This window comes from Exiguobacterium sp. s7, assembly GCF_018618195.1.
GTDB classification, from domain to species: domain Bacteria; phylum Bacillota; class Bacilli; order Exiguobacteriales; family Exiguobacteriaceae; genus Exiguobacterium; species Exiguobacterium mexicanum_A.
In genome coordinates, this window is record NZ_JACSLO010000016.1 from 18,246 (window position 1) to 43,662 (window position 25,417).

Annotated in this window: 26 protein-coding genes and 1 rRNA gene; 1 reads left to right on the forward strand and 26 read right to left on the reverse strand. The window is 50.6% G+C overall.

The genetic code is table 11. The annotated features are described in order from the left end of the window. Positions 1–28 precede the first annotated feature (28 nt). The 16 genes from KNP79_RS14175 to metG form a co-directional block, all read right to left on the reverse strand. On the reverse strand, positions 29–301 hold the full coding sequence (locus KNP79_RS14175) for an RNA-binding S4 domain-containing protein (RefSeq protein WP_021065741.1): 273 nt from the start codon (positions 299–301) through the stop codon (positions 29–31). Continuing rightward, positions 298–1,713, reverse strand: a complete 1,416-nt coding sequence (gene yabN, locus KNP79_RS14180) for a bifunctional methyltransferase/pyrophosphohydrolase YabN (RefSeq protein WP_214755094.1) — start codon at positions 1,711–1,713, stop codon at positions 298–300. The genes KNP79_RS14175 and yabN overlap by 4 nt, the downstream gene beginning before the upstream one ends. Position 1,714: 1 nt before the next feature. Next, the gene (locus KNP79_RS14185; RefSeq protein ID WP_214755096.1) at positions 1,715–3,262 is read right to left on the reverse strand and encodes a polysaccharide biosynthesis protein; all 1,548 of its coding nucleotides are present in this window, start codon (positions 3,260–3,262) and stop codon (positions 1,715–1,717) included. After that, on the reverse strand, positions 3,246–6,770 hold the full coding sequence (gene mfd, locus KNP79_RS14190; RefSeq protein WP_215192829.1) for a transcription-repair coupling factor: 3,525 nt from the start codon (positions 6,768–6,770) through the stop codon (positions 3,246–3,248). The genes KNP79_RS14185 and mfd overlap by 17 nt, the downstream gene beginning before the upstream one ends. Positions 6,771–6,816: 46 nt before the next feature. Further along, complete coding sequence (gene pth, locus KNP79_RS14195; protein WP_034781796.1) at positions 6,817–7,374, reverse strand: aminoacyl-tRNA hydrolase; 558 nt, start codon at positions 7,372–7,374, stop codon at positions 6,817–6,819. Positions 7,375–7,429: 55 nt separating this feature from the next. Continuing rightward, positions 7,430–8,386, reverse strand: a complete 957-nt coding sequence (locus KNP79_RS14200; RefSeq protein WP_021065746.1) for a ribose-phosphate diphosphokinase — start codon at positions 8,384–8,386, stop codon at positions 7,430–7,432. A 45-nt stretch (positions 8,387–8,431) separates the two neighbouring features. Beyond that, the gene (glmU, locus tag KNP79_RS14205; protein ID WP_034781794.1) at positions 8,432–9,787 is read right to left on the reverse strand and encodes a bifunctional UDP-N-acetylglucosamine diphosphorylase/glucosamine-1-phosphate N-acetyltransferase GlmU; all 1,356 of its coding nucleotides are present in this window, start codon (positions 9,785–9,787) and stop codon (positions 8,432–8,434) included. A 185-nt stretch (positions 9,788–9,972) separates the two neighbouring features. Then, entirely contained in the window at positions 9,973–10,272 is a 300-nt protein-coding gene (spoVG, locus tag KNP79_RS14210; protein WP_034781793.1) for a septation regulator SpoVG, read from the reverse strand. 135 nt (positions 10,273–10,407) lie between these two features. Next, positions 10,408–11,232, reverse strand: coding sequence for a pur operon repressor (gene purR, locus KNP79_RS14215; protein ID WP_114165389.1), 825 nt, complete (start codon positions 11,230–11,232; stop codon positions 10,408–10,410). Between the two features lie 73 nt (positions 11,233–11,305). Continuing rightward, positions 11,306–12,169, reverse strand: coding sequence for a 4-(cytidine 5'-diphospho)-2-C-methyl-D-erythritol kinase (ispE, locus tag KNP79_RS14220; protein ID WP_214755100.1), 864 nt, complete (start codon positions 12,167–12,169; stop codon positions 11,306–11,308). Between the two features lie 100 nt (positions 12,170–12,269). Further along, positions 12,270–12,506 carry a Veg family protein gene (locus tag KNP79_RS14225; RefSeq protein ID WP_021065751.1) on the reverse strand — a complete coding sequence of 79 codons (237 nt, stop codon included), beginning with the start codon at positions 12,504–12,506 and terminating at the stop codon, positions 12,270–12,272. Positions 12,507–12,588: 82 nt separating this feature from the next. Continuing rightward, positions 12,589–13,467, reverse strand: coding sequence for a 16S rRNA (adenine(1518)-N(6)/adenine(1519)-N(6))-dimethyltransferase RsmA (rsmA, locus tag KNP79_RS14230; RefSeq protein ID WP_214755102.1), 879 nt, complete (start codon positions 13,465–13,467; stop codon positions 12,589–12,591). Further along, on the reverse strand, positions 13,464–14,024 hold the full coding sequence (gene rnmV, locus KNP79_RS14235; protein WP_034781784.1) for a ribonuclease M5: 561 nt from the start codon (positions 14,022–14,024) through the stop codon (positions 13,464–13,466). Before rnmV ends, rsmA begins: the two co-directional genes overlap by 4 nt. Further along, entirely contained in the window at positions 14,017–15,324 is a 1,308-nt protein-coding gene (locus tag KNP79_RS14240) for a 3D domain-containing protein (protein ID WP_214709878.1), read from the reverse strand. The genes rnmV and KNP79_RS14240 overlap by 8 nt, the downstream gene beginning before the upstream one ends. After that, entirely contained in the window at positions 15,321–16,088 is a 768-nt protein-coding gene (locus KNP79_RS14245) for a TatD family hydrolase (RefSeq protein ID WP_034781781.1), read from the reverse strand. The genes KNP79_RS14240 and KNP79_RS14245 overlap by 4 nt, the downstream gene beginning before the upstream one ends. 53 nt (positions 16,089–16,141) lie before the next feature. After that, positions 16,142–18,103 (reverse strand): methionine--tRNA ligase, encoded by a 1,962-nt coding sequence (metG, locus tag KNP79_RS14250; RefSeq protein ID WP_214825159.1) that lies wholly within the window; start codon positions 18,101–18,103, stop codon positions 16,142–16,144. 329 nt (positions 18,104–18,432) lie between these two features. On the opposite strand from metG, the gene KNP79_RS14255 reads away from it, so the two are divergent. Beyond that, positions 18,433–18,726 carry a transition state genes transcriptional regulator AbrB gene (locus tag KNP79_RS14255; RefSeq protein ID WP_012727742.1) on the forward strand — a complete coding sequence of 98 codons (294 nt, stop codon included), beginning with the start codon at positions 18,433–18,435 and terminating at the stop codon, positions 18,724–18,726. A 16-nt stretch (positions 18,727–18,742) separates the two neighbouring features. Here the strand turns inward: KNP79_RS14255 and rsmI are convergent, their stop codons facing one another. The 10 genes from rsmI to rrf form a co-directional block, all read right to left on the reverse strand. Next, complete coding sequence (rsmI, locus tag KNP79_RS14260; protein WP_214709874.1) at positions 18,743–19,612, reverse strand: 16S rRNA (cytidine(1402)-2'-O)-methyltransferase; 870 nt, start codon at positions 19,610–19,612, stop codon at positions 18,743–18,745. Then, positions 19,584–19,862 carry a GIY-YIG nuclease family protein gene (locus KNP79_RS14265; protein ID WP_034781773.1) on the reverse strand — a complete coding sequence of 93 codons (279 nt, stop codon included), beginning with the start codon at positions 19,860–19,862 and terminating at the stop codon, positions 19,584–19,586. The genes rsmI and KNP79_RS14265 overlap by 29 nt, the downstream gene beginning before the upstream one ends. After that, entirely contained in the window at positions 19,855–20,589 is a 735-nt protein-coding gene (locus KNP79_RS14270) for a tRNA1(Val) (adenine(37)-N6)-methyltransferase (protein ID WP_034781771.1), read from the reverse strand. Before KNP79_RS14270 ends, KNP79_RS14265 begins: the two co-directional genes overlap by 8 nt. Before the next feature lie 65 nt (positions 20,590–20,654). Next, a complete protein-coding gene (yabA, locus tag KNP79_RS14275) occupies positions 20,655–20,990 on the reverse strand; it encodes a DNA replication initiation control protein YabA (RefSeq protein ID WP_034781768.1) in 336 nt (111 codons plus the stop codon). A 23-nt stretch (positions 20,991–21,013) separates the two neighbouring features. Further along, entirely contained in the window at positions 21,014–21,844 is an 831-nt protein-coding gene (locus tag KNP79_RS14280) for a PSP1 domain-containing protein (protein WP_034781766.1), read from the reverse strand. Positions 21,845–21,850: 6 nt separating this feature from the next. Beyond that, positions 21,851–22,861, reverse strand: coding sequence for a DNA polymerase III subunit delta' (locus KNP79_RS14285; protein WP_371743438.1), 1,011 nt, complete (start codon positions 22,859–22,861; stop codon positions 21,851–21,853). Further along, positions 22,861–23,190 (reverse strand): cyclic-di-AMP receptor, encoded by a 330-nt coding sequence (locus KNP79_RS14290; protein WP_029594397.1) that lies wholly within the window; start codon positions 23,188–23,190, stop codon positions 22,861–22,863. Before KNP79_RS14290 ends, KNP79_RS14285 begins: the two co-directional genes overlap by 1 nt. After that, a complete protein-coding gene (tmk, locus tag KNP79_RS14295; protein WP_034781763.1) occupies positions 23,190–23,828 on the reverse strand; it encodes a dTMP kinase in 639 nt (212 codons plus the stop codon). Before tmk ends, KNP79_RS14290 begins: the two co-directional genes overlap by 1 nt. 2 nt (positions 23,829–23,830) lie before the next feature. Continuing rightward, positions 23,831–25,252, reverse strand: coding sequence for an aminotransferase class I/II-fold pyridoxal phosphate-dependent enzyme (locus KNP79_RS14300; protein WP_251130541.1), 1,422 nt, complete (start codon positions 25,250–25,252; stop codon positions 23,831–23,833). 85 nt (positions 25,253–25,337) lie between these two features. Beyond that, positions 25,338–25,417: ribosomal RNA gene (gene rrf / locus KNP79_RS15920) — 5S ribosomal RNA — on the reverse strand; the annotation flags it as partial.

The window sequence follows — 25,417 nt, forward strand, 5'->3', positions numbered from 1 at the left end:
GTCCTGTTACGTTCAGTATACCTTTTTTTTACGCTTCCGTACCACTGTTCACCTTTTCTTCTTTGAGCAAGCGGTACATTTCTTTCGCGTCCTCTTTTCGAGCATGCTCGGCAATCGAGTCGATGACAACCGTGACGAGCTTGTTTCCGAAGCGAATTTGCAACTCGTCACCGACTTTGACGTCCGTGCTCGCTTTCGCCACTTGTCCGTTCAACTGAATTCGGCCTTGGTCGGCGACTTCTTTCGCCAATGTGCGCCGTTTAATCAAACGGGATACTTTCAAAAACTTGTCTAATCTCATAATCCCTTCTCCTTCGCTTCATCCCAGAGCCGATCCATCTCGTCGAGCGTCATCTCGTCGAGGGAGCCGTTCGCTTCAATGTATTCGAATCGTCTCTTAAATTTTTGGTTGGTCCGTTCGAGCGCCTGCTCAGCGTTCAACTTGAAATAGCGCGCCACGTTGACGATTGAGAACAGGACATCGCCAAGTTCTCGTTCATCTTCCGGCTGACTTCTCCACTCGCGGAGTTCTTCTTCCAACTTCTCGAACGCACCTTGAACATCGTCCCATTCGAAACCGACTTGTGCAGCTTTTTTCTGCAACTGCTCGGCCCGCATCAACCCGGGTTGAGTCATGAGGACACCATCTAGCTGCGATTTTCTTTTTTCCCCTTTTTCCACTTGTTTAATCGCATTCCAATTCGTCACGACATCATCGGCATCGTTTACTGTCACGTCACCGAACACGTGGGGGTGACGGCGGACCATCTTCTCGCTGACGGCGCCAATGACGTCCCGGATATCAAAATAGCCTTCGTCCGCCCCGATTTGGGCGTGGAGCATGACTTGAAGCAAAACGTCACCGAGCTCTTCGACAATGGCATCATCGTCTTCCGCGTCAATCGCTTCAATCAACTCATATGCTTCTTCAAGCAAATATTTGCGGAGCGACTCGTGCGTCTGCTTCCGATCCCATGGGCACCCGTCCGGTCCGCGGAGCGTCGCAATGATATGCTTCAACGTCGAAAACTCGCGCGCCAAATGCGTCTCATCCATGAGCGGCGGCACATAGAGCGTCGTCAAGTTGTCGACTTCTGCCACGCGGTCCATCTCGTAGAGCGGGATTTCACTGACCCGCTCGCGTTTCGTCCCGGCGGCCGTCACGAGTTTAACGATGTGCTCATCTGGATAACGTTCCATCAACTGGACTTTCACGTCTCCGGCCACGAACCCATCATACACTTGGCCAATCAACACATGTTGGGTCACTTGAATCCGTTCCACATCGAGCGCGGTCGCATCAAGCAATTGGAAGCCGTTAATCGGATCGATGCGCAGGGCTTGGAACATGGCGTCCAAAAAGCTCTGACCGCCGAGAAACGTGACGTCCGCACCTTGCTCGACGAGCAGTTCGACGGTCCGCTCCGCTACGAACGGATGACCTGGTACAGCATAGGTGATGGCCAACTCCTCACTCTTGTCGAGCAACGTCTCAACGATTTTGGCATACACTTCCTCAAACGTATCGCACGACTCGTAAATCGAGTCGAACGATTCAAAGTGGACCCCTTCCGTCTCCAGCTCTTGAACGACCGGATGTTCTTTCGTACGCAACCAAACGAGAGGTTGCTGTTTCAAATGACGATAGACACCGAGCGGCAATTGCTCGAGTTCGCCGGACCCGAGGCCGACGACCGTAATTCCGTAACTCATATCAGTTCTCCTTTTTCTCTAGCAGATTGATGAGACGACCTCCGAACGGGATCATTTCCCACTCGTCTATCGTCAAGATTTGTTCTTTCCATAACCGCCAGACATAACTGCCAGCCCCGACTACGAGCATAAAGCCGAGCCAAGCGAGAGCATCGAGACGATTTGGCAGCCAGTTCATTATGATGACATTCAAACCGAACAAGACACCCCCCATTGGCGCCACCGTTTTGATGAGACGCCCATAGTGTCGAAATCGGAGCATGCCAAGCGGAATGATTTGATCGAGCCGATTGAAATTGAAGGCGGCCATCGTTAAAAAGGCAAGGGATGTCCCGAGGGCAGCCCCTTCGATGCCATAGGGAGGGACGAGCCACAGATTGCTGACGAGTTTGACACCGATCGCGAGAATCATACCGACAGCGGCCGTCCGTTCCCGGTCAATCGCCTGTAGGCACGTCATACTCGCCACGGCAAGCGAAGCAGCAAACGTACTTGTCGCCAACAGAACGAGTGCCATTGTCCCAGCGGCATTTTCGAATAAGGCAATGTTTAATGGAAGCATGACACCCATCAAGCCGATGGTCGCCGCTGCGGCGACTGTCGTCGTCACACGGATCATCGAGCTGAGTCCGGATGACGTCGCCTCGACACGACCAGCCCGGTAATGGCGCACCAAATTTGGCACGTTCGCCATCCCGAGAGCCGTCGTGAAAAGAATCGCAAATTGAACGAGCGGATAACCTCGGTCAAATACCCCTTTCCCGACTTTCGCGGCGTAGTCTCCACCCATCAGATTGACAATCGTGAATGAGTCGACGAGCTGCATCCATAAAATCCCGAGCGAGGCGAAGCCAACGGCAAAGCCGGTCGTCAGTAAAATCCGAAGGACAGACCGCAACGTCGCACGTTGGACCGGGACGACCCGCAGCTTCTTCGCCCACAACGATAAGATGATAATCGCCACCACACCTCCGACGAGCGTCGCCGCGTACGCGTACCGGCTCAGCGTATAGGCGTCTTGTCCAAAGCGGACGCCAATCAACAGAGCGACGAGCAGAACTGTGACACGGACAAGGTTCTCGAGCACTTGCGAGATGGCGCTTGGCCTTAAGTCATCGACCGATTGGAACGAACCGCGGAGCACCGCCAACGCGGGCATAAGCAAATAGCTGAGGCTGATCACGCGTAACGTCGGTGCGAGCTGCATGTCACCGAGAAGACGGGCAATCGCCGGTGCGAGCATCCACATCGCGACGACAAGGGCGAAGCCGAGGCCGAGTAAGACATAAAAACTCCCCCACAACACCTCGAGCTTGCGTCTCGGCCCTTGGGCCCCGACACCAATTTTCGCAATCACGACCGGCATCGCATACATGCCGAGCGAGGCGACGATCGCAGCAAACGGGTATACCGTCTGATAGGCGTATAAGCCAAAGTCTCCCGCGATGTTTTGGTACGGGACCCGATAAGCGAAGCTGATGAATTTTGAAAGATAACCCGCAAGCGCAAATAAGATGACCCCGGTCGCAAATTTACTTGGCGACCGCATGGGCCAACCTCTTCACAAGCTCCTCGAGTACCGTATCGGCATCGTTCAACAGTTCGATGACCGGCATCCTGCCGCTAAGCGACAACTTGAGAGCACCGTTGTCTTGACCGACGCCAAGTTTCCGACCGAGCGGCATCGTCCACTCCATGAACGACGGCACGTCGAGCGCTGTCGTCGATTCGAGCGACAATACCATCTCAATGCGACCCGGCGTCTGTTTGATGCGGGCCACTTTCGCCATTTCCCCATAAATGCGCAGACGCGTCAGTTGGATGAGGAGGGCGACAGGCTCTGGGAATTCCCCGAACCGTTCGATCAACTCGTCTTGGAGGGCGAACAGCGCCTCTGGTGTATCGACATATTTGAAGCGCTTGTACATCTCGATTTTCAATTCGCTGTCTGACAAATACTCGTCCGGGATATACGCGTCCGCTTGGAACGCAATCTCCGGTTTGAAGACGACTTGTTTCGCCTGGCCGCGCATCCGGTCTTTCCGTTCTTCGATGGCTTCGGACAACATTTGCGAGTATAAGTCGAATCCGACCGAATCGATGAACCCGGACTGTTGAGCCCCGAGCAGATTGCCGGCACCGCGAATCGATAAGTCGCGCATCGCAATCTTGAACCCGCTCCCGAGCTCCGTGAACTCCTTGATGGCCTGTAGCCGGCTCTCCGCGACCTCGGTTAAGCGTTTATCTTTCCGATACGTGAAGTAGGCGTAGGCGATTCGGTTGGAACGACCGACACGACCGCGCAACTGGTACAACTGTGACAGCCCCATCTTGTCCGCATCGTGGACGATGAGCGTGTTCACGTTCGGAATATCGATGCCGGTCTCGATGATCGTCGTCGAGACGAGCACGTCGGCTTCTCCTTCGAGGAAGCTGATAAGCTGGCTCTCGAGTTCAGTCTCGGTCATCCGACCGTGCGCCGTCGCGATCCGCGCTTCCGGTAACAAAGCGCGAATCTCTTCAGCCTTCCGCTCGATACCTTCGACCCGGTTATAGAGGAAGAACGCCTGCCCGCCTCGCGCGAGTTCACGCTCGAGTGCCTCACGCAAGACGATACCGTCATATTCCATGACGTACGTCTGCACCGGGTAGCGGTTCTCCGGCGGTGTCTCAAGCACTGACAAGTCCCGAATCCCAATCATCGACATGTGGAGCGTCCGCGGGATTGGTGTCGCCGTCAGCGTCAAGACGTCGATATTTGTCTTCAACTGTTTGAGCCGTTCTTTATGCTTAACCCCGAAACGTTGCTCTTCATCGATGATGACGAGCCCGAGGTCGGCGAACGTCACATCTTTCGACAAGACGCGGTGCGTCCCGACGACGACGTCAATCGTCCCTTCTTTCAAGCCTTTTTTCGTCGCCGCCATCTCGCTTTTCGAGCGGAAGCGGCTCATGACGGAGACGTTGATTGGAAACTCACTGAACCGCTCGAGCATCGTCTCGTAGTGCTGTTGTGCGAGTACGGTCGTCGGCACAAGGAACGCGACTTGCTTACCAGCGAGCACAGCTTTGAACGCGGCTCGAATCGCCACTTCCGTCTTTCCGTAACCGACATCGCCACAAAGGAGACGGTCCATCGGCCGTGATCGTTCCATATCGGCTTTGATTTCGGCGATGGAACGGACCTGGTCTTCTGTCTCCGCATACGGGAACGAGCTTTCAAACTGACCCATCTCCTCGTCATCGGTCGGGAACGCATAACCGACGGACGCTTCCCGCGCCGCATACAACTTGATCAGCTCGTCGGCGATATCTTCGACCGATTTGGCGACTTTCGATTTGACCTTCTTCCAATCGGTCCCACCGAGTTTATAAATCTTAGGCTCTTTGCCTTCCGCCCCGACGTACTTTTGGACGAGATCGATTTGGTCGACCGGGACGTAGAGCGCATCGTCACCGGCATAGACGAGATGTAAGTAGTCTTGATGAATGCCGCCGACTTCAATCGTTTTGATGCCTAGGTACTTCCCGATCCCGTGATGGATGTGGACGACGTGGTCGTTCGGCTTCAACTCTTGATAACTTTTAATCCGTTCGGCGTTCGTCAAATTCTTCGTCTGTCGTTTCCGCTTCGTGACGCGTTTGAACAGCTCTTCTTCGGAGACGACGACGAGGCGACTCGTCGAGAGCTCGAATCCGCCCTCGATTTGTCCAATCATGACGTGGACATGACGCGGCAACAACTCGCCGTCCACATTTGTGAACGTTGACGAGATGCCATAGTCTTCAAGCAATGCTACCACCTTGTCGGCCCGCGTTTGATCCCCTGCTAAGAAGACGAGACGATGGTCACCTTGTTGCCAACGTTCGACTTCTTGCTTCAGCAAGTGCATCTGCCCGTGAAACGCCGGGAGCGGACGGCAACTGAGGTGGACCGTGTTCGTTTCCGGAATCCCCGACCGTCTCGACGGGAGGAGCGAGAACGCCACTTGCTTCAAATCACGAAACACTTTATGCATCGGAACGGCAAGCGTATAGTTGCTGACGGATTCCCCGCGTTCGATGAGCGACGAGAACCATTCGGCTTCCTCGCGATCTTGCACATCGGCGGCGTCTTCAATCCGGGCCACTTCATCTAAAATCAAGACAGCATCCGGTCCGACATAGTCGAGGAGTGTCGAGCTATATAGCAGCGGCGTGTACTTTCCAACTTTTTCGGGCGCCTCACCTCGACCGAACTGTTCGATGTCCCGGGCAATCCCGTCCTCAAGTGCTTGACGAATCGTCTCCGTCTCAATCAACGAGAGCGTCCGATCATATTGACGTTCGAGTGCCTGTCCAGCTTTTTTCAATTGTTCTGTCGAAGCGATAAACTCGGTCGCCGGGGGAATGACCGCTTCGGCGACGACCCCTAGTGAGCGTTGTGTCTCAGCATCAAACGTAAAAATCGAATCGACCTCGGTGTCGAACAAATCGATGCGATACGGACGCGCTTCCGTGAGCGGATAGACATCTAAAATGCTGCCGCGGACGGAGAATTCACCCGGTGCGGTGACGGTAGCCGTTCGTTCATATCCGAGCGTGATCAGCGTCTCAGCAAACGGCTTCAAATCAAGCTCTTGACCTGGTTTGATGACTCGATGGCTTGTCCGCCAGTCCGTCGGGCTCGGGATAAAGCGACGTAACCCACCGAGTGGCACGACAAGGACGCCTCCCGTTTCGTCAAGGAGACGTGTTCGAGCTTCAATCCGTGCGGCAAGAAGTTCTGGGCTCGATGTGAGTGACAGTTCTCCAGCGAGCGTCTCATCGATCGGATAAAGCAATGTTTGACTCGGGCCGACGAGCGACTCGAGCTGATCGTACATTTTTTGGGCTTGGTACATGTTATGTGTGACGACCACGAGACGTCGGGGCGAATTTTTCGCCAAACCTGCCAACACGAGCGCTTTGGCACTCGTCGTCAATCCGGTGACGAGTTGACGATCAACTTTTGGCAACCGCTCCCGAATCACATTCGTCTCAGGCAATGCCAACATGAATTTCTCTAAAGCATTCATTTTGATTTCCTCCACCTCATACGACAAAAAAGGGTACGTTGACCCTTTAGTTATATCGATTCATGAGCGCGATCCATTCCGTGTCCACAAAATCAGTCGCGGCGGACACCGCTTGATCGAGCGTATCATTCAATTCTGGCATATCTTCTTTCCGGTAGTTCATGAGCACCCAATCGACGACTTTAATCGGATGCGGCGGACGACCGATGCCGAGTTTCAGACGTTTGAAATCTTGGGTTCCCAGGTGTTGAATCAGCGACTTGATGCCGTTATGTCCACCGGCACTGCCTTTCGGACGGAATCGCAGTTTCCCTGGCACCATGTCCAAGTCGTCATAAATGACGAGCAAGTCATCAATCTCAATCTTATAATAATCTAAAATCGGACGTACCGACTCCCCTGATAGATTCATGTAGGTGAGCGGTTTGACGAGGACGACACGTTCTCCATTGATTCTTCCCGTTCCGATCAATGCTTTAAACTTGGCTTCATCAAGTTGAATCCCATGTTTGTCAGCTAAGCGATCAATCGCTAAAAAACCGACGTTGTGACGGGTCATCTCATACTTTTTGCCTGGATTCCCGAGGCCGACGATACATTTCATCTTATTCCTCCTGAACAAAAAAGCCCAAAGGCGAACGCCTTCGGGCCTCGTTTTTTTAATCGAACAGCGTGCTCACCGATTTGTGCTCGTGGACACGCATGATCGCTTCCCCAAGCAAACGGGCAACCGACATCTGCTTGATTTTGCTCGAACATTCGCGACCTTCTAAATCGATCGTGTTCAAAACGACGAGTTCTTTGATTGACGAGTTGTCGATCCGTTCCATCGCCGGTCCAGATAAGACTGGGTGTGTACACGAGGCGTACACTTCTTTTGCACCAGCTTGGACGATGGCATCGGCCGCGAGCGTGATTGTTCCAGCTGTATCGATGATGTCATCGATCAAAATGGCCGTCTTGCCTTCAACGCTGCCGACGATGTTCATGACTTCAGCCACGTTCGCTTCAGGACGACGCTTGTCGATGATGGCGATTGGAGCCTTCAAGCGTTCGGCAAGCTTACGGGCACGCGTGACGCCACCGTGGTCCGGTGAGACGACGACAATGTCTTTCGCTTTAAATTCATCTGTCTCAAAATACGTCGAGATGAGTGGAACACCTAATAATTGGTCTACTGGGATATTGAAGAAACCTTGGATTTGAGCAGCATGCAAGTCCATCGTGATTAAACGCGTGGCACCTGCAACCGTCAATAAATCAGCGACAAGTTTCGCTGTGATTGGCTCACGTGAGCGCGCCTTGCGGTCTTGGCGAGCGTAACCATAGTATGGCATGACCACATTAATCGTCCGAACCGATGCTCGTTTCAACGCATCGATCATGACGAGTAACTCCATGAGCGTTTCGTTCACCGGTGAGCTCGTCGATTGAATGATGTACACATCATCGCCTCGCACGCTCTCCTCGATGTTGATGTAAAGTTCTCCGTCGCTAAACCGCTTCACTTGGCAATCGCTGAGCGGGATGCCAATTTCCTTGGCAATCTCTTCGGCGAGTGGGCGGTTTGAGTTTAAGCTAAATAGGCGAATTTCACGTTCATATACAGTAGACATGTTTAGGATTCTCCTCCATCGTTTTCCATAATAATAGGCAGCAACTTATCGTTTCGTGTAACCTTCTTTATTCGTTTGGCGTTCGCGTGCAATCGCAAGCGCCTCTTCAGGAACGTCATCCGTGATCGTCGAACCGGCTGCTACGATTGAGCCTTTTCCGACTTTCACCGGAGCAATCAAGTTCACATTGCAGCCGACGAAGGCATCGGCTTCGACGACCGTTTCGAACTTGTTCTTGCCGTCATAGTTGACCGTGATCGAGCCACAGCCGAGGTTGACGCGTTCCCCGATCGAAGCATCTCCGATATAGCTGAGATGTGATGCTTTCGCACCGTCTCCGAACGTTGATTTTTTGATTTCCACGAAGTTACCGACGCGCGTATTCGCGCCGAGGACTGCTTGTTGACGAAGGTGGGCGAACGGCCCGACCTGTGCTTCAGTTCCGACACGGCTGTCACTCACGACCGATTGACGAACCGTCGCACCGTCTTCGATGACGCTATTGCGGATATCTGAATTCGGACCAATCACGCACTCTGAACCGATAATCGTTTTCCCGAGAATGACCGTCCCTGGATAGATGATCGTATCCGAACCGATGACGGCATCTGGTGAGATGTATGTCGAAGCTGCATCCATGAATGTGACACCTTCACGCATGAGGCGTTCGTTCGTCCGCTTGCGCATGACCGCTTCAGCTTGTGAAAGAGCGACACGGTCGTTGACGCCGATCGTTTCATCGAATGTCGGCGCCGTGTGTGCTGCCACGACTTCGCCTGCTTCTTTCGCAATCGAGATGACGTCCGGCAAGTAGTACTCACCTTGAGCGTTGTTGTTCCCGACTTGCTTCAATGCATCAAACAAGAGCTCGTTATCGAACACGTACGTGCCTGTGTTGATTTCACGGATTTCTAGTTCAGTGTCAGACGCATCTTTATGCTCGACGACTTTTGTAACGTTTCCGTCTTCCCCACGGATGACACGACCATATCCTGTCGCATCGTCAGCGATGGCTGTCAGTACTGTCACTTTCGCTTGCTGGGCTTCATGATGGGCCAACAGCGCCTCGAGCGTTTCCGCTGTCAACAGTGGCGTGTCGCCGCAAACGACGAGCGTTGCGCCCGGTTTACCCGCGAGTTCGCTTTCTGCCATCTGCACTGCATGACCTGTCCCGAGCTGTTCTTCTTGGACCGCATATTCCACGCGTGAGCCCAACGTCTCTTGTACCGCTTCAGCCCCATGGCCGACGATGACGATTTGACGACTGACCCCGATTTTGTCGAGTTGATCGACGACGTGTTCGACCATCGGTTTTCCGAGGACCGGATGAAGCACTTTATATAGCTTCGACTTCATACGGGTCCCTTTACCTGCTGCCAAAATGACTGCAAAACGATCCATTCTTGATTCGCTCCTATCTCATATCGACTGTAATGTACTCAATTGTTCGGTTTTTTTCTACATTCAAATCTTATTTACACCGTATCTACTATATCGAAACCGTGACGTGGTTTCAACCGTTGTAACCATTCGTAACCAATGAAACGTAAAAAGGCAGCGGAAGGGTCCCCATCCGCTGTCAAAGATTACTCATTCATGGCATTGTATCGTGCTTGCGTCTCGGCAATAGCGACGTCCTCTTGGCCGTACGCCTCTAGAACAGCCGCCTCGACTTTTTGACGCATATCTCCATTAATCGGGTGAGCGATATCGCGGAAAATCCCTTCTGGCGTCCGCTTGCTCGGCATCGCTACGAAAAGACCGGTACTCCCTTCAATGATTCGAAGATCGTGTACCACAAATTCATGGTCGAGTGTAATGGAGGCCAGTGCCTTCATTCTACCTTCCGTCGCGACTTTGCGAATTTTTACGTCTGTGATCTGCATGTTTCGCATCCCCTTTTCATCGTTGTCTAGACCGTGGTGTACCTTCTAAAAGGTTGAGATGATTCCAAGCGAACCGATTGACTTCGTACGAATCTTATACCCTTTCATCATAAAACGAAATCAAATTTTTGCCAATCACTTTAAGAACTGTTCGACGTTCCCTCGCGAAATGGTGACGAGTCCTTCATCCGAATCGACGTTCGTCAATTTCATCAAACTGACGTATTCGCTTACCATTTTCTTCTCGGCGCCTTCCGCTTCCATGAGGACACCGACACCCGCGAGGTTCGCCTCGAACTCATTCAAGAGACTCATCATCCCGCGAATCGTACCGCCCGCTTTCATGAAATCGTCAATCAACAAGACGTTCGCGCCACGCGGCAAGCTGCGACGAGCGAGCGCCATCGTGCGAATCGCCTTTGATGAGCCTGATACGTAGTTGATGCTGACCGTCGAACCTTCTGTGACACGACTGTCAGAACGAACGATAACGAACGGGACACCAAGTTGCTCGGCGACAGCGTACGCGAGCGGAATCCCTTTTGTCGCGATTGTCATGACGACGTCAACTTTACGATCGGCGAACACAGAGGCGAAGACTTGCCCCATCGGCTTCACTTGACGCGGGTTCCCGAGGACATCTGTCAAATAGAGATAGCCTCCCGGAAGCAACCGTTCCGGTTTCGACAATTGCTCACATAGGCCGTCGATCATCGAGAGCGACTTTTCCTTGCTCCAGCCTGGAATGAACATGACACCGCCGGCTGCCCCTGGCACTGTGACGAGTTTTCCCGTGCCATCATGCGAAAGCATTTCACTGACGATGACCAAATCTTCACTGATGGATGATTTGGCTGCTTTATAACGACTCGAAAACATCGATAATGAGACGAGCTGGTGTGGATGGTCCAGCAAATAACGGGTCATATCGACAAGACGACCACTTCTACGAATTTTCATACGGATTCCCCTTCACTTCTTCAATAATAGACGAATGTTCTAAACAGAATATATCATTCTCATTCGTCTTTGTTCAATGTTTTTTGCCGAGAATCCGAACGACGAACACTTCAGGACAAAATCCCTTCAGTCCATTATAGACACGATGTGCTTTTTGCTCGTGCTCAATCAATGCGAATACCGTTGGACCGCTGCCGCTCATGAGGACACCATCCGCTCCGCAGTGCAGCATCGTCTCTTTGATTTGGCGAACTTCCGGATGAAGTTCGAGCGTGACCGCCTCGAGGGCGTTCCCTAAGTTTACACAGATGCCATCAAAATCCCGATCCCGAATCGCCGTGACCATCGCCTCGGTGTTTGGATGCACAATCTTCTCCATCTGCACGGCACGATAGACGTCAGCCGTCGACACTCCGATTTTCGGCTTCGCCAATACGACGTAGCACGGCGGCGGTGACGGAATCGTCTCCAGCTGTTCGCCGCGTCCGCGCGCGATGGCTGTTCCTCCCATGACACAAAACGATACGTCCGATCCGACGGCGGCTCCGAGTTCGGCCAACTCTTCTAACGACAGGCCAAGGTCGAACAATTCGTTCATACCCCGAAGTGTCGCCGCCGCATCGCTCGAGCCGCCAGCTAACCCTGCCGCCACTGGGATTTGCTTATCTAATACAATTTCGACACCCTGTTTGATATTGAATCGCTTCCGTAACAGCTCAGCCGCACGATAAGCCAAATTTCGATGGTCGTTCGGCACGTAGGCATGCTCGGACTGAATCCGAATCTCATCTGTATCGAGCACAGTCAATTCTAACCGGTCCGATAAGTCTACTGTCGTCATTATCATTTCCACTTCATGATAGCCATCTGTCCGCTTCCCAAGGACATCGAGCGTCAAGTTGATTTTTGCCGGCGCTTTCACACTGATCGTGCGCATATCGTTCACCCTTCCCATGTATCTCCTGTTCGCCATTGTACCGTAAACGAGCGCACAAAAAAAGAAGCAGCTGCCAATGCATCCGCCCCTCATTTATCGTTCAATTACTGAATTCAATTTTAACTGTATCCGTTAGGACATCAGCGTAGCTATATGAGACACGTTCCACGTTATGATGGTCTTCATCCAATTTGACGACGAACACCGCGGGATACGTCTCAACGAGCGTTCCAAACCGAGTAACGACTTTCTTACGACCGCCGTTTGCTTTCAACGTCAATCGTTCTCCAACATGCGATTCGAGTTTCTGTCTGATTTCTTGCAACGTCTTTGGCATACGCTTCACCTCACTGTTACAAGTATAACACATTCAAAAACAAAAATAAAGATTAATATTATATCGATTCGTTATCCGGTCGTCAACTGTTTTTAAGTGGTAAAATTGTGTCAGCTAACCGTGCAAACTCCTCAAGCGAAAGCGTTTCGCCTCGCCGTTTCGGATCGATTCCAGCTTCACTTAAAAACTGTTCGATTTCCATTTTTTTGTCTTTCCCGAGGTGATTCGTCAAGTTATTTAAGATCGTTTTTCGACGTTGTGCGAAACTGGCCCGGGCAAGCTCGAAGAAGAAGGCTTCATCTTTCACGTCGACCGCCGGTTTGGGACGCATCTTCAACGTGATGACCGCTGAATCGACGTTCGGGGCCGGCATGAACACGCTTTTTGGAACAATAAAGCTCACGTTCGCCTCCGCGTAATATTGGATCGCAATCGAGAGAGAGCCGTATGCTTTCGTCCCAGGCTTCGCTCCAATGCGCTCGGCAACTTCTTTTTGAATCATCATGACGAGTGAACGGAACTTGATTTGGCTTTCCAGTAAGCGCATGATAATCGGCGTCGTCACATAATACGGCAAGTTCGCCACAACCGAGATGTCTTCGATTCCTTGACTGAAAAACTCACGCTCGACGATGTCTTGAATATCGAGCTCGAGGGCATCGCCGTGGATGACATGCACATGTGGATAAGGAGACATCGTATCTTCCAGAATCGGAAGCAGACGTTGGTCGATTTCGAGGGCGACGACCTTTTTAGCCCGCTTGGCAGACTGTTCCGTCAATGACCCGATGCCGGGACCGATTTCAAGAACCCCGCTCGCTTCGCCCAACTCAGCTGCATCCACTATCTTGTTCAAAATATTTAAATCAATTAAAAAGTTCTGCCCAAGCGACTTTTTGAAAGAGAAGCCGTGACGTTCTAGAATTGATTTCGTGCGTTGGATTGTTGCAATGTCTTTCAATGATTTTCCTCCTCTAACTGAGCCAGTGCCCGTTCCCATTCCTCAATCGTGACCCGTAACGCTTCCACGCGCTTTACAAACTGTTTGGCGTTCGGTTCACCGATTCGGAGTAACACGCCGAGCCGTTTACGACGGCGCGCAGCGTCCGCTCCGCCAATCAAATCGGCTTCGAGCACCATCTGGCGGGTGACGAGCGGCATGTCAGTCTCAACTCGCTGTTCATACACCGCTTCGAGTACACGGCGAATCGTTGCCGGTGAAGCATGCTCGACCCCAATCTTGCCACGTTTATCTTTCGCTTCGGCCCGAGGTAAATAGGCATGCTTACATCCTTTAACCTGCTCCTCGACGATGGCCCGGATTCGGTCACCCGGGTAGTCTGGGTCCGTCAAAATGATAACGCCGCGCGTTTCTTGGGCGCGTTTGATTCGTTCGATCGTCTGTTTCGAGACGGCAGATCCGTTCGTTTCAATCGTATCGACGTCATATACTTCTTGAAGCCGCGTCGTGTCATCTCGACCTTCGACGACAATCACCTCTTGTATTTTTTCACGCATCATCGTTTCCTTCTTTCTCTTCTTGCTTCGGGATAACCCAAATCGTGAGCGGCTGACGCCCAAACGTTACCGCTTCTTCTTTCGTGTCCATCATCAAGTCAATTTTATGACCTTTGATCGCACTGCCTGTATCTAAAGCAATCGCCATGCCAAACCCTTCAACGTACACACGTGTGCCAAGAGGAATAATAGCGGGGTCGACAGCAATGATTCGCATCCCTTCATACAAAATCGTATCCGTCACATCATAACCACTACGGGTCAGAACCCTGTCATCAAATGTGACCGTGTCTTCTGCATTGTTCGTATACGCGGTCGCTTCGACGAGAAGTTGTTTCGCGGAAGTGAAGTCCAGCGCATCCTCGGCACGAGGTGTCTCTTCAATCTTAATCTCCGCCTCGTCTCGAAACGGACTCGACGGTTCGGTCGTGGCGGTCGTTTCTTGATTCGTTGCCGGTTCAATCTCCGGTTCGGCCACGACTTTCGTCCCACGTTTAATGATTTGAGGGCGTACGCTTTGTAGCGTTTCCACGCTCGTTTCGGTCCGATTTGTAATTGTACCATTTTCCACTGTCAGTGCATACCGCGTCCGTTCGAGTCCCGGGATGCCGACTTGCACGACTTCGGTCTCTCCAAGTTCGAGCGTATCGTCCTCTTCCATGACGATTTCAAACGGGATGAGACGACTCTCATATTGTACGACGTCTCGACTCACATTGACGCTGATGGTCATTCCATCCCGTACCGGTGTCGTGAGAGCCGGGACGACCGTATCTTGGTCAGAAACCGTCACATTCGCCTCCCGTAACGCCTGTTCGACAGTTTGAGCCATCGTATACAAGGTCTTCGCCTCGTCCCCGACGATGACATCGAGGGCGACGACAGGCTGGTAGCGAATCGTCATCCCTGATGTGACCGGTGCACGTACGCCCGGGTACACGTCGTCCCCTTCGCGTACACTCACTCCATAACGAAGCAACACGTCTTTGACGGTCCGTTCACGCGTCTCGATCGTCTCGACCTGGCCATAACCGATTTGAAGCGACACGGTACGAGCTCGTTCGATATGAATCACTCGATCCGTCGGGACGTCGGCACTTAAGGCGGGAGTCACCATATCCGCCTCGTCGATCACGATACCGGTCTCGTTAAGCACTTCTAGCACCGAATCGCCGCGGCTTTCATGCACGGTTGTCACGCCGTCGTCGACGATGGTGATCGGTTCAGGCTGCATCGCCATATAGGCGAACACTGCCGTCGCTACGACACCAATACTCAAGATGATGCGCCTGAACATCATGGGAGACGGAATAGGCGCTTCGCATTGGCTGTCGTTGCTTCAGCGAGCGCGTCGTAGGACATGTCACGTAGCGATGCAATCTCTTCGGCGACGTACGTGACGTAAGCGGGTTCGTTCCGTTTACCACGGAACGGCGTCGGCGTTAAATACGGGCAGTCCGTCTCGACAAGGAGCCGATCGAGCGGGACTTGTTGCGCCACCGCCTTCGGTACTTTCGCATTCTTGAACGTCACTGGTCCTCCGAGAGAGATATAGAAGTTCAAGCGCAGACAGCGTTCCAACAATTCGACGGACATGCTGTAACTATGGAACACGCCGCCTACCTCTTCGGCATGTTCTTCCTCTAAAATATCGAGCACGTCGGCTGTCGCTTCCCGATTATGAATCACGATGGGCATGTTCGTCCGCTTCGCGATAGCGATTTGTTGCCGGAACACGCGTTGTTGGACATCTTTCTCCGACTTGTCCCAATGGTAATCGAGACCGATTTCCCCGAGCGCCATCACTTTCGGATGAGCCATTAGCGTCTCGATTCTCTTCAAATCAGCATCCGTACAATCGACGGCATCAACCGGATGCCAGCCAACGATGGCATAGATATCCTCATACGTTTCCGCGAGCTCGATTGCCCGCGTGATGGTCGGGTTATCGAATCCGACGACGAGCATCGGGGAAACGCCCGCGGCACGAGCCCGCTCGATCGTCGCCTCGACATCCTCATTGAACTGCTCGGCATTGATATGGGTATGCGTATCAATCAACATGGTGCTTCCTCCTTATATAGACAAAGAGGGAGACCGAAGTCTCCCCCAAACGATTATTTGACGACGGCCCCGTTCGGCATATTCTCAGATACGGTCGCAAGCTCAAGCTTACCGTCTTTATCAGCCGCTAAAATCATCCCTTGTGACAACTCGCCACGTAGTTTGACCGGCTTCAAATTGGCGACGACGATGACTTTCTTCCCGACCAAGTCTTCCGGCGCATACCATTCGGCAATGCCTGAGACGATTTGACGTGTCTCGCTACCAAGGTCGACTTGAAGCTTCAACAGCTTCTTCGCCTTCTTGATTTTATCGGCCTCGACGATTTGACCGACACGGAACTCGACTTGGTCAAAGACGTCGATTGTGATTTCTGGACGGACGTCCTCATCCTCAGCATCGCTCGCCTCCACTTCGGCTTCCTCGACACGTGCTTTCGATGCTTGACGCATCATTTCCTGAATTGCATCGATCTCTTCTTTTACATCACGACGTGGGAAAATCGGTGTCCCGTCGGTGACGACCGCTCCATCGAAGGCCGCAAACGTATCGAGCGCTTCCCATGACATGTCTTTTCCTTCAAGACCGAGCTGGCGGAACATTTCTTTTGGTGCCCGTGTCATGAACGGTTGAATCATGACCGCCACATGGCGAAGTACGCCGGCCAGATGCGTCATCACGGATGCGAGTTCACCACGCTTCGCTTCGTCCTTCGCAAGGACCCACGGTTGCGTCTCATCGATATATTTATTGGCACGGCTCACGAGTTGCCAAATGCTTGTGAGCGCGACGGAAAACTCCATGTGTTCCATGGCCGCTTCCGTCTTCTCTGTCGTCTCGTTGACGACTTGAAGCAACGAGGCATCAAACGCTGTTACATTGCCCGCGTAGGCAGGGATCTCGCCATCGAAATACTTCTTAATCATGGCCACGGTCCGGTTGAGCAGGTTTCCGAGGTCATTGGCAAGGTCAAAATTCAAGCGATCCACAAACGCTTCCGGTGTGAACGTGCCGTCCGCTCCGAATGGAACTTCACGAAGAAGATAGTAGCGGAGTGAGTCGAGTCCGTAGCGATCGATGAGTGGAATCGGATCGACGACATTGCCTTTCGATTTCGACATTTTGCCGTCTTTCATGAGCAACCAACCATGGGCGAAAACTTGTTTCGGTAATGGAAGGTCAAGCGCCATGAGCAACGCCGGCCAAATGATCGTATGGAACCGGACGATTTCTTTTCCGACCAAGTGCACGTCGGCTGGCCAATAGCGGTTGAACAACTCGTCGTTGTCCGACCCATAGCCGAGGGCAGAGATGTAATTCGTGAGAGCATCGACCCATACATACACGACGTGTTTCGGGTTCGATGGCACTTGGACACCCCAGTCAAACGTCGTCCGTGAGACGGCCAAGTCTTGGAGGCCCGGCTTCAAGAAGTTGTTGATCATCTCGGTTTTGCGCGATTCTGGCAAGATGAAGTCAGGGTGCGACTCGAAGTACTCGATTAAACGATCGGCGTACTTGCTGAGACGGAAGAAATAGCACTCTTCGCGTACAAGCTCGACCGGGTGACCGCTGTCAGGGCTCTTCCCATCAACGAGCTGTGACTCCGTGTAATACGTTTCATCAGGGATCGAATACCACCCTTCGTATTCACCGAGATAGATGTCATCGTTTTTCAGAAGCGTCTCGAATACGTGCTCGACGACGGCCTTGTGGCGGGCATCGGTCGTACGAATATAATCATCGTACGAGATTTCAAGACGGTCCCATAACACCTTGATGTCTTTAACGACTTCATCGACAAACGCTTGCGGCGTCACGCCAGCTTCTTTCGCTTTTTCCTGAATCTTTTGACCGTGCTCGTCTGTCCCCGTCAAATAACGGACGTCAAATCCTTTCAGACGCTTATAACGCGCGATAGCATCGCCAGCCACCGTCGTATAGGCGTGACCGATGTGTAGTTTGGCACTCGGATAGTAAATCGGAGTCGTAATATAAAAAGTAGGCTTCGCCATTGTATGTTCTCCATCCTTTCGACATTTGCAATTTCCATTATACACGGTTCGACAAAAGAATTTCCAAACCAATTGTTTGGAATTATTTTGTTATTACCTCATAAAAAATGTTCCAAAAAAACCCTTTCTTTGTTTCATGTCCTAACTTTCGGGGAATTTTAGGTATATATCGTTCTCATATCGCCAATTTTCGAAAATGTAGATTTCCAATAGTAAGCAGTTGACTGCAATTGGAAAGTTTAGTATGCTTTTTGCTGTAGTAACATTGTCGAATTTTGACGACTCATGTCACCAAGAGATTTCGACACCATTGGAGGAGGAAACACAAAATGAAATCTACAGGTATCGTACGGAAAGTTGATGAGCTCGGTCGTGTCGTCATTCCAATCGAATTGCGCCGCACACTCGGGATCGCTGAGAAAGACGCTCTTGAAATCTACGTCGACAACGATCAAATCGTGTTGAAAAAATACAAACCGAACATGACTTGCCAAGTGACGGGCGAAGTATCGGATGACAACTTCAAGTTGGCTGACGGTAAATTGATCCTTTCACCAGAAGGCGCACAACGCGTTCTCGTCGAGTTGAAAAACATGCTCGAAAACTACTACAGCGAAGAGTAAGCAAGGAATTCCTTGCTTACTCTTTTTTGTCGACTTGATGATAGGCGTCGTACACCTCGCCACGTGATAAACCGCGCTCTTTAGCAACTTGTTTGATAGCGGCGTTCGGCTTCAATCCGTCTTCGATATAACGATCGACGTGTTCGAGCGGCGATAACGCCTCCCACCAATCGTGTGTCGGTGCTATTTCCGTCGAACCAGCCACCATGACGACGAACTCACCACGTACCTCACCTTCACACCAAACAAGCGCTTCTTCTACCGTCCCGCGTAAAAACTCTTCAAACGTTTTCGTCAACTCTCGTCCGAGAACGAGTTGCCGATTGCCGAACGCGTCCTGAATCCCGGTCAGCATCTCTTTTAACCGATGTGGCGCTTCATAAAAAATGATGGTGCCCGGTTCATATTGCAAAGAAGATAACACATCGAGCCGCTCTTTCTTTTTACGTGGCAAGAATCCGTAATACAAAAACCGCTCGGTCGCAAGACCAGAGGCGACAAGAGCCGTCAACGCCGCGTTCGCTCCAGGGAGCACGACGACAGGGAGCTTCGCTTCAATGGCCAACCGCACGAGGTCACTCCCCGGGTCCGAGATCCCCGGCATGCCCGCGTCTGAGACGACGGCGACTGATTTGCCGGCCTCGATATCTTCGATTAAGCGCGGGCCACTCACGTGCTTATTGTGCTCATGGTAGCTGACTAGTTTCGTCTCAATGCCGAAATGGCGACAGAGCTTCATCGTTTGACGCGTATCCTCAGCCGCGATCAAATCGACCTCACCTAGAATCCGGACCGCTCGGTACGTCATATCTTCTAAGTTTCCGATCGGCGTTGGCACCACGTAGAGCGTAGGCCCGTCAGTCTGATAACTTTTCTGTGAGTTCATTACTCGTTCCCTCCATCAATTGCTGTTTTTGAGCCCGAGTGAGTTGTTTGATGGACCATTCGTACTGCATGGCTTCACGTTTGGTCGCAAACGACCTGACATATCGTAACGTCACCGGGAGACGCGCTCGCGTATATTTCGCACCTTTACCGCTGTTGTGCACGTCCATCCGCTTATCTACATCCGTCGTATATCCGGTATAGTATGTGCCATCGCTACACTCGAGAATATAGGCAAAGTGCTTACGCATCGAGGATGGCCCGCATGTCACTCGTGTACGTATCATCTTCCTCATAGACGACAAACGGAGGTAAGATTGTGAGCCCTGCTTTTCCATCTTTCGACCCCTCTATTAAAAGTGTATTTGCGTCTCGGCCTTGTTTCGGGTAAACGAGTTGCATTCGTTTCGGTTCAATCCGATACGCCCGCATGAGCGTTAGAATATCGAGTAATCGCTCTGGTCGATGGACGAAGGCTACCTTCCCACCCGGCTTGACGAGTTGACTGGCTGAGCGGATACAGTCTTCTAACGTGCAAAGCACTTCATGACGTGCAATCGTATGATGTTCATTTTGATTACGGAGCGAAGTTTCGTTTGCTAAAAAATAAGGTGGGTTGCACGTGACAACGTCATAACGAGCATGCCCTAGTACGCTGGTCGCATGTTTCACATCGCCTTCAAGGATGTGCAGTCTGTCACTTAAATCGTTAACGGCAATGCTTCGATTCGCCATATCAACGAGACGGGGCTGGATTTCAAGTCCTGTCACCGTTCCTTTCGTCCGATACGATAAAAAGAGCGGAATAGCCCCCGTACCGGCGCATAAATCAACGAGTCTCCCTTTTTGAATCGGGACCCACACAAATTCGGCCAGCAACACCGCATCCAATGAAAATGAAAATACATCATCACTTTGAATGATTTTTCCGGGACGTCCTAACAAATCATCAAGACGTTCACCTTGTTTTACAGTCACGCCATTTCCCTCCTACATAACGTACAAAGGCGACGGACGAGTATATACCCGTCTATCGCCCCTTATTAATGTTTATTTAGCATTGACATACAGAAGAGACAATCCCCGTCTTTTCTGACTTGTCCATAGTGCAAATTGCAGATATGAAACCCTTCTTGGTATAACGCCGCCAAGTTATTTTGTCCTTTTCCGGACAAGGCAATTTGAGGATCTCCGTTAGGTGTCTCGACTTCTGCGAGTTGTTCTACTTTTTCGCGCAGATGATGGTTCTCGAGATACATGTGTTGGTTTTCTTCGAGCAAATAGGCGAGTTGCTCTTTGAGCACCCCTAAATGCTCCGTCAACAATTGCATCTGTTGCTCGATCGCATCGACCCGCATCATGACTTCCTTTTTATCCATTCTTTCCACTGCTCAGCACCCCATCACTGTTTCGACGGTTTTCGTTTGACTGCACCGACTTCGACGAGTTCGTCGATTGTATACGTCACAACACGGGTCCGATCATTCAACTCGACTTGAATCAATTGATCCAAGATGTTGAGACCGATGACACGTCCGTCACCTTCTGGAATTTTGATTCGTTTTCCGACGTCTGGCAAATCCCGCTTTAATTCTTCATACGTATCGTTCTCGTATTTTAGACAGCACATGAGACGACCGCATACACCGGAGATCTTGTTCGGGTTCAAGGATAGGTTCTGATCCTTGGCCATCTTAATGGATACCGGTTCAAATTCCCCTAAGAACGAGGAGCAACACAACACACGGCCACAAGGTCCGATTCCGCTCAGCAGTTTCGCTTCATCTCGAACCCCGATTTGGCGAAGCTCGATTCGAGTCCGAAACACACTCGCTAAATCTTTAACGAGCTCACGGAAATCAACACGGCCTTCTGCCGTGAAATAAAAGATGACTTTATTACGATCGAATGTATACTCAACATCTACTAACTTCATCTCAAGTCGATGTTCACGAATTTTTTCTTCACAGACGGCGTGAGCGTCAAAAGCGGCCAATCGATTATCTTGTACGATTTCGGCATCTTTTTGATCAGCGACACGAAGGATTGTCTTTAGCGGTAAAACCACTTCGTCTTCACCTAGTTGTTTACCAACTTGGACGATTTCACCGTACTCGATGCCTCGTACCGTCTCTACGATGACATGGTCCCCACGTTCAAGCGTTGCTTCGCCTGGTGAAAAGTAATAGATTTTTCCCGCTTCTTTAAAACGGACTCCGACTACTTCAAGCACGCTCTCCTATCCTTTCTGCAAATCGAACGTTAACCGTTCGAACGTTAATTGAGGATTGACGTTTGCCTCTAGTCGTCGAATCGCCTCATGGACAGATTCAATAGCATGGACGATTTTATGAACCGGACGATTTTTTACAAACGCAGTATATAGCGCTTGTTCTTTCGTAAACAACTCCGGAACATAGTCTGTTCGCACTTTGAAGTGGAGCGCTTGCTCCAACCAATTTCCGAACAGCTCGAGACCGACTCGCAATTCATTCCGCCCTTTAAAATGACCGAGCCATTTTTCTTGGGCGAATAAAAGCAATTCTTGCGGGCGTTTTGTCAATACTTCAACTAATTGTACCACTAGCCCATACGCCTGTACAAACCAGTCGTTGTGAAGCGCCTCACGCGCGTCTTCGAATTTCGGATATGTCTCTAAAGCAAGACGCGCTAAATCGCTCGTACATTGCACGTCTGCGACCAACGTTTCCACAAGCCGTTCTCGATCAATCGGTCGGAATACTAAATGCTGAGCTCGCGAACGAATCGTCGGTAAGAGAAGTTGTGGCTGAGTTGTTACCAAGATGGCTAGTTTCCCTACACCTGGCTCTTCAAAGAACTTCAATAGGCTGTTGGCGGCTTGTGGCGTCATCTTATGGGCTTGGTGAATCACATACACTTGACGGTCACCTTCTGCACCACGTAAAGACAAGTCACTCAATAACTGTTGCACCTGTTCTTTCTTAATGCTGGCTCCATCCGGTTCGACTTCCATGTAGTCGACAAGGTTTCCCGAATCCATTCGTCTACAGTTTCGACAGTTACCGCAGGGTTCTACCCCGTCAGGCGACTCGCAAAAAAGGGATTTCGCAAACAGCTGTGCCGTTTCAATCAAGTACGGTTCATAGTCACCTGAAAAGATATATGCATGACCGACCTTTTGAGCAACGATCGAGTTTTCAATCACTTTCGCAATAACCGTTTGAGATTTTGATAACTCCTGAAAACTCATGTTCGTGACCGTCCCCATTAAAACTGATGAAATCCTTCAATCGGCAAGACAAACACAGTCGCTCCGCCAACTTGGACTTCTACAGGATAAGGAATGTATGAATCAGCGTGTCCACCCATCGGTGAAATCGGCGTGATCATTTGATCCCTGCTCGAGCAGTTTGATTTGATTAACGCAAGTAGGTCATCTAACCGCTCTTTCGGTACACCAATCATAAACGTGGTGTTTCCTTCTTTCAAAAAACCTCCCGTTGTGGCTAATTTCGTTGCACGGAAGTCCTCTTCAATCAAAGCATCTGACAAGCGGGCACTGTCCTTATCATGTACAATCGCGATTACCATCTTCATCATTGCATCACTCCTCTTTCTTTTAATCGTTCTAACGTAATATCTAACACTTCATCCTGAATGGTTTCAATCGAGGCGTTCGCATCAATACGTACCATTCGTTCTGGATGTTGCTCTAATAATATTTGAAATCCTTCGTATACGCGTTGATGGAAAGACTCATCACGGCTCTCGATTCGATCTAATTGGCCTCTATCTTTCATGCGATGGCTCGCTTGATCCGGGGTCAAGTCAAAGAGAAACGTCAAATCTGGTTTGATCCCAGCAGTCGCCCAGTCGTTTAACGACAAAATTTGTGACAAATCATATTGGAGCCCATAGCCTTGATACGCAATCGAGGCATCCACAAATCGATCACATACGACAACTGCTCCACGGTGGAGAGCCGGTCGAATCACTTGATCAATGTTTTGAGCTCGGGATGCGGCATAGAGCATCATTTCGACTCGAGGCGTCATCTCATCATGTTCTGGCGAGAGCAAGACTTCTCGAATACTGTTTCCGACCTTCGTTCCCCCTGGCTCTCGGGTGACGACCACTTCATACCCTTGTTCAGTCAATGACTGAACTAACAATTGTAGCTGTGTTGTTTTCCCAGAACCATCTGGTCCTTCCACAGTAATAAACATACCTTTCACGCTTAAAACTCCTCTACGATAACATCAATTTGTTTCATCATAACATGTCTACTTGCCTGCAGGTTCCGTCCTAATGAAATCCATTCATTCAAAACTCGGATTTTCTCGTCTGTGATGACTTCTCCTCTTAGAATCCAAGGAATCCCCGGCGGATACGGAATAACGGTCTCTGCCGCAACAGAACCAATCGCTTGCTCAAACGGTAGACGTTCAATATCAGCGTCGTCCGATATAGAACGCAACAACGAAACGCGTTCAGTCATCGGGTAAGGATAGATTGTCTCATCTTCAACAATGAGCGGGACGTGCTGCGATGCATTTTTAATCAGTTTGACCCAATGTTGAATCTCTTGGCTTTTTAATTCCCTTAACGGCAAGCAGAATAACACGTGATCTTCTGCAGCCAGTTCCACGTCAATCCCGATTGACGCTAAATGCTGGCTAAAGATCAGACCATTTTTAGGGTATGTTAACACAGTCATCTTGGTGAAGTCATCGCCCACTTTGATTGAAAACCCAGCACGTCTCATTTCCATGATGAATGAAAAATGACTCGTTTGAATATGAGTCCAATCTCGGTCACTCAAGTTTTCGAGGTACTCTCGGGCGTAATCAAGCGAGGCCATAATCAAGTAAGATGGGCTAGATGTTTGGAAAGATGAAAGCGCATGAAAGAGACGTTTTTCATCGATTTCTTCTTTATAATGAATCCATGCCCCCATCGTGAGAGCGGGCAATGTTTTGTGGGCTGATTGTACGACTGCGCTAGCTCCTTCGAAAATAGCGGATCGCTTTGGAAATGTAGGATGAATCAAATGAGCGCCATGTGCTTCATCAACTAAGAGAAGAATATGCAACGAACGCAAATAAGCACTGATCTCCGGGATGTTTGCCATATCTCCGTAATAAGTAGGAGACGTCAGTAGGAGGGCTTTCCCACCTGGGTACTGCGTGACAGCATCTTGAATTGTTTCTAATGTGACGACAGTCGGTAAACTGCTCCCCCTATCTAATTCAGGAGTGAGTAAAATGGGTTCTAAACCGAGCCACTCAATGGCGTTCCAAACCGATTTGTGGGAATTACGTTGTACATACACTCGTTCTCCCCGTTTTACGGTTGCTGCTAATAGACTCCAATTCCCTGCAGTAGAGCCATTTACCAACCATTTGCTTTTACTCTGGTAAAGGGATCCTAATGCCTTTTCACCTTCTAAAATAATACCTTCCGCATGGTGTAAATCATCCAAGTGACCAAGCTCTGTTAAGTCATATGGCATAATTTTTTGGAAGGCCGTCGGAAGCTTTTCATCTCTCACCGTTCCATTGTGATGGCCAGGTACATGAAAAGAAACCCGTCCTTCTCGCACATGTTGCTCAAGCGTCTCCATAAATGTAAAAGGATTATGTTTAGGTTTTCGAGTCATTTAGACACCTTCCCATCCGAATTAAATACGACATATATATACAAAAAGAGACGACCAAGCGGATGCTTGATCGTCTTTCGCGTTGGCCTGGCAACGTCCTATCCTCACAGGGGGAGACCCCCAACTACTTTCGGCGCTGAAGCGCTTAACTTCCGTGTTCGGCAT